The organism is Bacillus sp. RIT 809, from assembly GCF_016892495.1.
Classification (GTDB): domain Bacteria; phylum Bacillota; class Bacilli; order Bacillales; family Bacillaceae_G; genus Bacillus_A; species Bacillus_A cereus_U.
In genome coordinates, this window is sequence record NZ_JAFEMR010000025.1 from 59,645 (window position 1) to 68,884 (window position 9,240).

Genomic DNA, 9,240 nt, shown 5'->3' on the forward strand with positions numbered 1-9,240 from the left:
TTTTTTATTTTTTGAAAGAAATCAATTAGCCAGGATTGACATAACTAGTGAAAAGGAATAATCTTGAAATTAATTCATACTATTTTTATATGAAAAATAAGGATAGTTACAGAAATGGGCTTTATGTTACTACTCAATTAGAAAATAGGAAAGTAAGGGTGAGAATTATGCGAAAGGTCTTTAAAGGGTTATTTGCTACGTTTCTTAGTACATCGGTTTTATTAGCAGGATGCGCTCAAGAAGAGACAAGTACAAATAAAGCAACGAAGATGCCAAAAGTGAAAGATGAATTTATTAAAGCGAGTGACAAAGTAAAAAGTCCAGCAAAGGCAAAGGAAAGAAAAGATACTTTTGTAATTGGAATGCCGAGCCCTGGCGGGATATTCCTTCCGCATTTCATGGAGAATGGATGGGATGGCAATATAACGCAAGCTATCTTTGCTCCTCTTGTTGGGCTGGATAAGGAAGGAAAACCAATCCCGATTCTAGCGAAGAAGTGGGATATTTCGGAGGATCAGCTTACATATACGTTACATTTGAAAGATGATGTAAAGTTTAGTGATGGTTCGCCGTTAACAGCGGACGATGTAGCATTTACATTAACGTTACTACATGACCAGACATATAGCGGAGCAACTGATATAAGTCAAACAGCAATAAAGGGTGGGCAAGCATATAAAGAAGGAAAGGCTACATCTATTGAGGGGATTCAAGTCATCGACCCGAAAACAATTACGATTACAACTGAAAAGGTAAATGCCCAAACATTATCATTAATTGGTGGAGAAGTTATATCAAAAGCTTATTACGGTAAAGAATATAAGCAAGGAAATTTAGAGTATTTAAAAGAGTTATACGGAAAACCGATGGGAGCAGGAGCTTATAAACTAGATAAATATATTCCAGGTCAAGAAGTTCGTTTTGTAGCAAATGAAAATTATTTTGAAGGTAAACCGCAAATTGAGCACTTTATTTATAAAATTACAAAAGGTGATACGAGTTTGCAACAATTTCAAGCGGGAGAAGTAGATTATGATGGCTTCACGACAAATGCGGAAACGATTGAGCAATTAAAAGAGCTAGGTTTCGCTAATATTAATGTGTATACAGGAAGTTCTTACGGCTACATTAAAATGAATTATAAGAAGCCATACTTTAAAGATAAACGTGTACGCCAAGCGTTTATTTACGGATTAGAGCGCCAAAAAGTAATTGATACGTATTTCCAAGGTTATGCCTCACTCGTTAATGTACCAATTACACCAGTTTCGTGGGCGTATACAGAAGAAGGAATCAATAAATACGAATATAATTTAGAAAAAGCAAAGAAATTACTTGATGAAGCAGGATGGAAGGCTGGGTCAGATGGTATTCGTGAAAAAGATGGTCAGAAATTGAAGGTAAGTTATTTTGCCTCATCAGCAAGTAAAATTAATGATGTGATGATCCCTGTTATGAAAGAGGATTATAAAAAGATTGGGGTAGATTTCAACCCAGAATACATGGACTTTAATACGATGATTTCCAAGGTAATTAAAGGAGATTATGATTTAGCGATGGTCTCCACACCGATGATTGATGATCCGAGCGGAACAATTGAGGAGTTTGTTTTGTCAAGTAAGCGTAATTATGATGGATATCATAATCCGAAAGTAGATGAATTAGCCAAGCAGGCATTAGAAACATTGGATATTGAAAAACGAAAAGAAATCTATAAAAAACTATATCAAGAGTTAAGTGAAGATCCACCTGTTATTTTCTTAAACAATAGTAAAGTCGTTTCTGCTCACAACGCACGAATTCAAGGATTACAAGAAGATAACTATAATGGTATATTGTTAAGTTTACCTAAATTGAATATTGCTCAATAATTTTTGGAGAACTCTCAAAATATTTATATAGAAATAATTGACAAAATATACTGAAAGATATAAGCTAATAACCATAAAGTCTACCGGAAAGGTCGGAATAAGATTGTTACCCCTCAAAAACATCTGTTTTTTTACGTTAAAAACCGACTTTTCCGATTGGCTATAAAATGTTGCTGTGGGAGGCATACATAAGGCAAGCAGTTCATAAGGTGTAATTATTAAAAAAAAGTTAGGGTGGGGACAATGAAGAAAAAGACAAAAAAATGGGCTGGTTTATTTTCAGTATTACTGAGTAGTTCGTTTGTGTTATCTGCTTGCGGGGGACAGGAGGATACGGCTTCTACAGAACCAGTTAAACAGCAAGATTTAAAAAATATAAAAATCGAAAAGATTGCTGCTACAGATAAGACGAAAGTGCCTGACAAAGCAAAAAGTCGAAAAGACACGTTAGTTGTTGGGATTAGTAAACCAGGTGGTGTCTTTTTACCATACTTCCAGCAAAATGGCTGGGATGGAAATGTAACTTCTGTTATTTTTGCATCTCTTGTATCGACAGATAAACAAGGAAAACCAACTCCAGAATTAGCTGAGAAGTGGGATGTTTCCTCTGATCAGTTAACATATACATTCCATTTACGTAAAGATTTAAAATTTAGTGATGGTTCACCGTTAACAGCGGATGATGTAGCGTTCACATTGACGCTTTTACATGATAAGGCATACGAGGGTGAAATGGATATTTCTCAATATGCTGTTAAAGGCGGAAAAGAATATAAAGAAGGTAAAGCAACTTCTATTGAAGGAATTCAAGTTGTTGATCCACAGACAATTAAAGTTACGACTGAAAAAGTTAATTCCCAGACACTAACTGCTTTAGGTGGCCCGGTGTTATCAAAAGCTTATTATGGAAAAGACTATAAACAAAATACAAGTTTAGATTATTTAAAAGAGTTATATGGAAAACCGATAGCTGCGGGCCCATATAAATTTGAAAAGTATATTCCTGGTCAAGAAGTTCGATTTGTAGCAAATGAAAATTATTATGCAGGTAAACCGAAAATTCCAAACTTCATTTATAAAATTACTGCTGGTGATACGAAGCTTCAATTATTCCAAACAGGTGAGGTTGACTACACTGGCCTAGGTACTGGTGATGAAGTTCTTGAACAAGCGAAAGGTTTACAATTCGCGAATATTCAAATCGAAACAGCAGCATCATTTAGTTATATTTATATGAATAATAATAAGCCGTACTTAAAGGATAAAAAGGTTCGCCAAGCACTTATTTATGGGTTAGATCGCCAAAAATATGTTGATACAGCATTAAAAGGGTACGGTACAGTAGCTAGTGTACCAATCCATCCAACTTCTTGGGCTTATACGGAAGAAGGAGTTAATAAATATGAATACGATAAAGAAAAAGCGAAAAAATTATTAGATGAAGCAGGGTGGAAAGTTGGTTCGGATGGAATTCGTGAAAAAGATGGTAAAAAATTAAAGCTTTCTTATTTCGGCCCAAGTTCGGCTAAGGATAGTGATTTATTAATTCCAATTGCGAAAGAGAATTATAAAGAGATAGGTGTAGAATTTAATCCGGAATTTATGGACTTTAATACTATGCTGTCTAAGGTAAATAAAGGTGATTATGATTTAGCTTCTGTTTCGACACCGATTACAAGTGATCCAAGTGAAACAGCTGGTGAATATTTGTCTAGTGCAAATGAAATTAGCCTTGGTTACAAGAATGCAAAAGTAGATGAGTTAATTCAAAAAGGTATTGAGACAGTTGATATTGAAAAACGTAAACCTATTTATAAAGAATTGTATAAAGAATTAAGTGATGACCCACCAGTAATTCTATTAAACTACCGTAGAACAATTACGGGTTATAACGGGAATATAAAAGGAATTGACCCTGAAAAATACAATAGTATTAGTGCAAACTTACCAGTATTATCATTTGAAAAATAACGATAAGAATGTATAAGTAGAAGGCATTTTTTCATCCGGCAATTAATAGTGCCGCTTTGAAAAAATGTTCTTCTATTTTAAGCATAAGATTGGAGAGAAAAAGGGTGAAAACATATATCATTCGTAGGTTGTTACAAATGATTCCTACATTGTTGGGTGCGTCAGTTATTATCTTTTTTTTGTTCGCGCTTCTTCCAGGTGACTATATTGATTCAAATCCAAAGATTACACCACAAAGAGCTGCGGAGCTTAGAGAGCTATATGGTTTAAATAAACCAATTGTTGAGCGATATTTCCACTGGCTAGGTAATGCATTGCAGGGGGATTTTGGTTTTTCTCTTCAATATCAAGAACCTGTAACATCATTGTTAAATAAATTCATATGGAATTCATTTATTGTTGCGGTTATTGCATTGTTCTTTATTTGGCTAATTGCACTTATTATCGGTGTATTTTCAGCAACAAAGCAACATTCCTTATTCGATAAGCTTGTAACAATTGGTGTTTTTGCAGCGATGTCATTTCCTTCATTCTTTATCGGTTTGTTTTTAATTAAAGTGTTCGCGGTTGATTTAAAGTTATTACCGATAGGCGGGATGATTGATGTTGGCAGTAATTCGACTGGACTTGCTTACGTAATAGAGGTTTCAAAGCATATGGTTTTACCGGTGTTTATTTTAACTCTCCTTGGAGTAGGCTCATTAACTCGCTATTTTAGAACGAGTATGTTAGAAGTTGTACGGCAAGATTATATTCGAACGGCTAGAGCAAAAGGTTTAAAGGAGAAGACTGTTATTTATAAACATGCATTGAAAAATGCAATTTTACCGGCTATTACATTGCTTGCATTTGAGTTACCAGGATTGTTTTCAGGGGCAATTATTATTGAACAAATTTTCAACTGGCCAGGTATCGGCAATATTCAATTAGAAGCGCTTAATTTCCGTGATTATACAGTATTAATGGCATTTACGATGTTTCTTTCTTGTTTAACAATTGTTTCAAACTTTTTAGCGGATGTTGTATATGCAGTTGTTGATCCACGTATTCGGTTGAAGTAAGGGGGGAAAGAGATGGAAACTGTTACAGCAATTACAGAGAAAAAAGCAAAAAAGAAAAGACGGAATGAATCATCACCGTGGAGGCAAGCTTTTAAAAGGATAAAGAAAAATAAGATGGCACTTATAGGGTTTTATGCATTAGTTTTTATGTTTTTATTTTGTTTTATCGGTCCATTCTTTTCACCGTATGCATCCGGAAAAATACAAGTTGCGCTAATTAACAAACCACCTAGTTTTTCTCATTGGCTTGGTACAGATCAATTAGGAAGGGATATTTTAACAAGGCTTATGCAAGCGGGGCGGATTTCATTAACAATTGGCTTAGCTTCAATGGTTTTATCAGTTATACTAGGAGCTTTATTAGGAGCTATTGCAGGTTTTTATCGTGGCATCGTCGACAATATTATAATGCGTCTTGCAGATATTTTAATGTCGATGCCAGGATTACCCTTACTTATTATAATGGGAGCTATTTTATCAGAATGGAAAGTACCATCTGACTATCGTCTTTATGTCATTATGATTATTTTAAGTTTAGTAGGTTGGCCAGGGCTTGCACGTCTCGTACGAGGTCAAATTTTATCGCTTCGAGAACAATCGTTCATGCAGGCTGCTGATGTGTTAGGAATAAAAGATTACCGCAAAATTGTATATCATTTAATCCCAAATGTTTTACCAATATTAATTGTTGTATCAACATTAGGTGTTGCGGGTTCTATATTAGGAGAGTCTGCACTAAGCTATTTAGGTCTTGGTGTCGTTCCACCTACACCATCGTGGGGGAATATGATTAGCGCAGCAAACTCATTAATTGATTTCCAAAAGCGTCCTTGGTTATGGATTCCACCCGGTTTTGCAATTTTTATAACAGTTGTATCAATTAATTTACTGGGCGATGCACTTCGTGATGCATTAGATCCAAAGATGAAGCGGTAGGTGAGGAAGCATGAGTAAAGCAGTAGTAGAGATAAAGGATTTACAAACACACTTTCAGACGGAAGAAGGGACAGTAAAGGCTGTTAATCATGTTAGCTTTTCAGTTCGGGAAGGTGAAACAGTTTGTGTAGTAGGCGAATCAGGTTGCGGGAAAAGTGTAACGGCCTTATCTATTATGGGACTTATTGCTGAATCTGGCGGCATCGTTGGTGGCGATATTCTTTATGAAGGAAAAAGCCTTTTAGGAATGAAAGAGAAAGAACTTCGTAGTTTAAGAGGAAATGATATTGCGATGATTTTCCAGGAACCGATGACATCGCTTAATCCAGTCTTCACTGTTGGAGAGCAAATTGTTGAGACGTTAAGAGAGCATGAACTACTTAGCAAAAACGAAGCATACAAAAAAGCAATTGAATTAATTCGTAAAGTTGGTATTGCTCGTGCTGATGAAATTGTCCATTCTTATCCGCACGAACTGAGCGGTGGAATGTTACAACGTATTATGATTGCTGTTGCACTTAGTTGTAATCCAAAGTTATTAATTGCAGATGAACCGACAACAGCTCTGGACGTTACGATTCAAGCGCAAATATTAGACTTACTAAGACAAGTAAAAGAGGAATTTAAAACGTCCATTTTATTAATTACACATGATCTAGGTGTTGTAGCAGAAATGGCCGATTACGTTGTTGTTATGTATGGTGGTAAAGTCATTGAAGAAGCTCCAGTAGTAGAGCTATTTCAAAATCCTAAACACCCATATACGAAAGGGTTGCTAAAATCAAAACCAGTAATGGGGAAACGAACAGATAAACTTTATTCTATCCCAGGGCAAGTTCCAAATTTAGTTGGCTTAGATGAGTTTTGCTACTTTAGTGGCCGCTGTGAACATTGCATGGAAATATGCAAAAATGAAGCGCCAAATCTTAATGTGCATAACGAGGATCATAAAGTAGCTTGTTGGTTATATGAGGAGCGTGCTGGGCAATGAGTGAACCGTTATTAGAAGTGAAGAACTTAAAAACGTATTTTCCGATTAAGGGCGGCGTATTTAGTAGAACGATTGGACATGTGAAAGCGGTAGATGGGGTAAGCTTTACAATTGATAAAGGAGAAGTGTTTGGCCTTGTAGGAGAGTCTGGAAGTGGGAAAACGACGATAGGGAAAACAATTCTCCGTCTCGTTCAAAAAACAGAAGGTGAAGTGAAATTTAAAGGTCAAGATGTTCATGCTTTCTCAAAAGAGGAGCTGAGAAAGCATCGTCCTAATATGCAGCTCGTCTTTCAAGATCCATTTAGCTCATTAAATCCAAGAATGAGAATTGGAGAAGCGCTTGGTGAGCCAATGTTGGCTCACGGGCTAGCGACGAAAGAAAATGTCCGTGAAAAGGTGATAGAAGTATTGGAGTTATGTGGTTTAGCGCCGTATCATATTGACCGGTACCCTCATGAGTTTTCCGGTGGGCAACGTCAGCGTATCGTTATTGCAAGGGCAATGGTATTAGATCCAGAATTTATTGTGGCTGATGAGCCTGTTGCGGCATTAGATGTATCTATTCAAGCGCAAATCATTAATTTGTTTAGTGAATTACAGGAGAAAAAGGGATTGTCCTATTTATTCATTTCACATGATTTAAGTGTTGTGGAGCACTTATGTACGAAAATTGGAATTATGTACTTAGGAACTATTGTGGAAACAGCATCACGTGATGAGTTATTTGCGAATCCACTTCATCCATATACAAAAGCATTATTATCAGCAGTACCAATACCTGATCCAACGGTTAAACGAGAACGGATTATTTTAGAAGGGGATATTCCAAGTCCGGCAAATCCGCCGTCAGGTTGCCGTTTTCATACACGCTGCCCCTTTGCTACAGATGTTTGTAAAAAGAATGTACCAGAATTCCGTAATGTGGGTGAAAATCATTTTGTTGCTTGTCACCATGTGTGAAAAAAAGGACTCTTTCAAAAAGTGAAAGAGTCCCTTTTTTTATTTACTAGATGAAGTTTGTTTCAATACAAATTGCTCGATTGCATGAGCAACACCATGTTCATTGTTTGTTAATGTTACAACGTCACATAGTTTTTTTACATCTTCTTCGGCATTTCCCATTGCAACTGATAAGCCTGCAACTTGTAACATTGGCACGTCATTAAAGTTATCGCCGATTGCAACAGTATCTTCAATTGGTATATTGAAATAAGCTGCCATTTCTTGCAAACCATTGCCTTTATGGCCATGCTTATCCATAATTTCTACATTAGTAGGAGCTGATGCCGTAACTGAAATGTCCGTATCTCCTTGTAAAGTTTGTAATAGCTGTGAACGATGAGCAGCATTAAATGTTAAAATGAAGAATTTAGATATTTCTAATTCTGGATTATTTACGACATCTTCTATTTTTTGGAAATCAGTAATTAAGTTAGATTTCTTTTGTTTTTCTGTAATTCTTTCAAGCTCTTCAAGTGTAACATCTAGTGTATGTTTGTTTTCTTCGAATGTCTGCATGACTTGACCTTGCCATGTATAAGGAGAATAAACCCCTTTATTTGTGTACAACTTATATGGGAAACCTTCAGATTCTAGTAATTTTGCAAGCTTGTATACTTTATCATTTTGTAAACAACGCGAGTTAATTACTTTTCCGTCCACATAAACAATTGCCCCATTGCTTGCTCCAACTGGAAGAGATAGTTTATATTCTTCCAATAATTTCAAAGCATCCTCCTTCGCGCGGCCAGAACAAATCATTACAATATGACCAGCTTCTTTTGCGGTTTGGATAGCTTGTAAGTTCTCTTTGGAGATTTCAAGATTAGATGATAGTAGTGTACCATCCATATCTAGTGCGATTAATTTCAAAATGACCACCTCTTTGTTTCCATTATACATAGTTATATAGAGGAAACATATAAACTTATCTTGGAAAGATAGTATTTAATCCCGCATTAATTTGCCAGTAAAAGCTCGATTGGTGAGGGGGAATAATCAGTAGGGAATGGAACCCTTGCTGATTAAAGTTTCACTTTGTTTTGTAACAAAATAGAGATGAATAATATTATATTTCGCTTTATGACCGTAATGTTACACTAGTGTTACGAACATGATTGTAGTAGAAAACGCATTAAAACAAGGTTTTTGAGTGTTTATTTAAAAAAACGTAAAAAAAGTGTAATAAAATTTACGTAATTATATTGCAACGTAATAATACTTATGTTACATTAATGTTACAAACGTTACGTAATTAATTTCAATGTAACGTTAATATGAAAACTATGAACTAATCATTTCTTAGAAATTACATATAGATAACTTATAAAAAGGAGAATGAATGATATGAACAACGAGCAAGTATTAAACGTAACAAAAGGTGACTTCTTAGGATCAGCAAGCGGAGC

The 9,240-nt window shown here is 35.6% G+C and carries 8 protein-coding genes; 7 read left to right on the plus strand and 1 reads right to left on the minus strand.

Annotated features, from left to right (window positions below; genetic code table 11):
- Window positions 1-167 precede the first annotated feature (167 nt).
- From JTF23_RS22445 to JTF23_RS22470, 6 genes are all read left to right on the plus strand, one after another.
- Window positions 168-1,871: an ABC transporter substrate-binding protein gene (locus JTF23_RS22445; protein ID WP_204209772.1), complete on the plus strand. Its 1,704-nt coding sequence runs from the start codon at window positions 168-170 to the stop codon at window positions 1,869-1,871.
- A 243-nt stretch (window positions 1,872-2,114) separates the two neighbouring features.
- On the plus strand, window positions 2,115-3,842 hold the full coding sequence (locus JTF23_RS22450; RefSeq protein WP_204209773.1) for an ABC transporter substrate-binding protein: 1,728 nt from the start codon (window positions 2,115-2,117) through the stop codon (window positions 3,840-3,842).
- A gap of 104 nt (window positions 3,843-3,946) precedes the next feature.
- Complete coding sequence (locus JTF23_RS22455; RefSeq protein WP_016103351.1) at window positions 3,947-4,903, plus strand: ABC transporter permease; 957 nt, start codon at window positions 3,947-3,949, stop codon at window positions 4,901-4,903.
- A 12-nt stretch (window positions 4,904-4,915) separates the two neighbouring features.
- Window positions 4,916-5,839, plus strand: a complete 924-nt coding sequence (opp4C, locus tag JTF23_RS22460) for an oligopeptide ABC transporter permease (protein WP_002063509.1) — start codon at window positions 4,916-4,918, stop codon at window positions 5,837-5,839.
- A 10-nt stretch (window positions 5,840-5,849) separates the two neighbouring features.
- Window positions 5,850-6,830 carry an ABC transporter ATP-binding protein gene (locus JTF23_RS22465; protein ID WP_088098637.1) on the plus strand — a complete coding sequence of 327 codons (981 nt, stop codon included), beginning with the start codon at window positions 5,850-5,852 and terminating at the stop codon, window positions 6,828-6,830.
- Window positions 6,827-7,792, plus strand: a complete 966-nt coding sequence (locus tag JTF23_RS22470; protein WP_204209775.1) for an ABC transporter ATP-binding protein — start codon at window positions 6,827-6,829, stop codon at window positions 7,790-7,792. The genes JTF23_RS22465 and JTF23_RS22470 overlap by 4 nt, the downstream gene beginning before the upstream one ends.
- A 39-nt stretch (window positions 7,793-7,831) precedes the next feature.
- On the opposite strand, the gene JTF23_RS22475 is transcribed toward JTF23_RS22470, so the two are convergent.
- The gene (locus tag JTF23_RS22475) at window positions 7,832-8,704 is read right to left on the minus strand and encodes a Cof-type HAD-IIB family hydrolase (protein ID WP_133059582.1); all 873 of its coding nucleotides are present in this window, start codon (window positions 8,702-8,704) and stop codon (window positions 7,832-7,834) included.
- 474 nt (window positions 8,705-9,178) lie between these two features.
- Here JTF23_RS22475 and JTF23_RS22480 point away from each other — a divergent pair.
- Window positions 9,179-9,240, plus strand: a 62-nt coding sequence (locus JTF23_RS22480) for a DUF3948 family protein (RefSeq protein WP_016103357.1), incomplete at its 3' end; no start/stop codon positions are given.

Excerpts from the sequence above, each read along its gene's own strand:
- JTF23_RS22445 (WP_204209772.1), top strand. The coding sequence starts at position 168 with ATGCGAAAGGTCTTTAAAGGGTTATTTGCTACGTTTCTTAGTACATCG.
- JTF23_RS22465 (WP_088098637.1), top strand. The coding sequence starts at position 5,850 with ATGAGTAAAGCAGTAGTAGAGATAAAGGATTTACAAACACACTTTCAG.
- opp4C (WP_002063509.1), top strand. The coding sequence starts at position 4,916 with ATGGAAACTGTTACAGCAATTACAGAGAAAAAAGCAAAAAAGAAAAGA.
- JTF23_RS22470 (WP_204209775.1), top strand. The coding sequence starts at position 6,827 with ATGAGTGAACCGTTATTAGAAGTGAAGAACTTAAAAACGTATTTTCCG.
- JTF23_RS22450 (WP_204209773.1), top strand. The coding sequence starts at position 2,115 with ATGAAGAAAAAGACAAAAAAATGGGCTGGTTTATTTTCAGTATTACTG.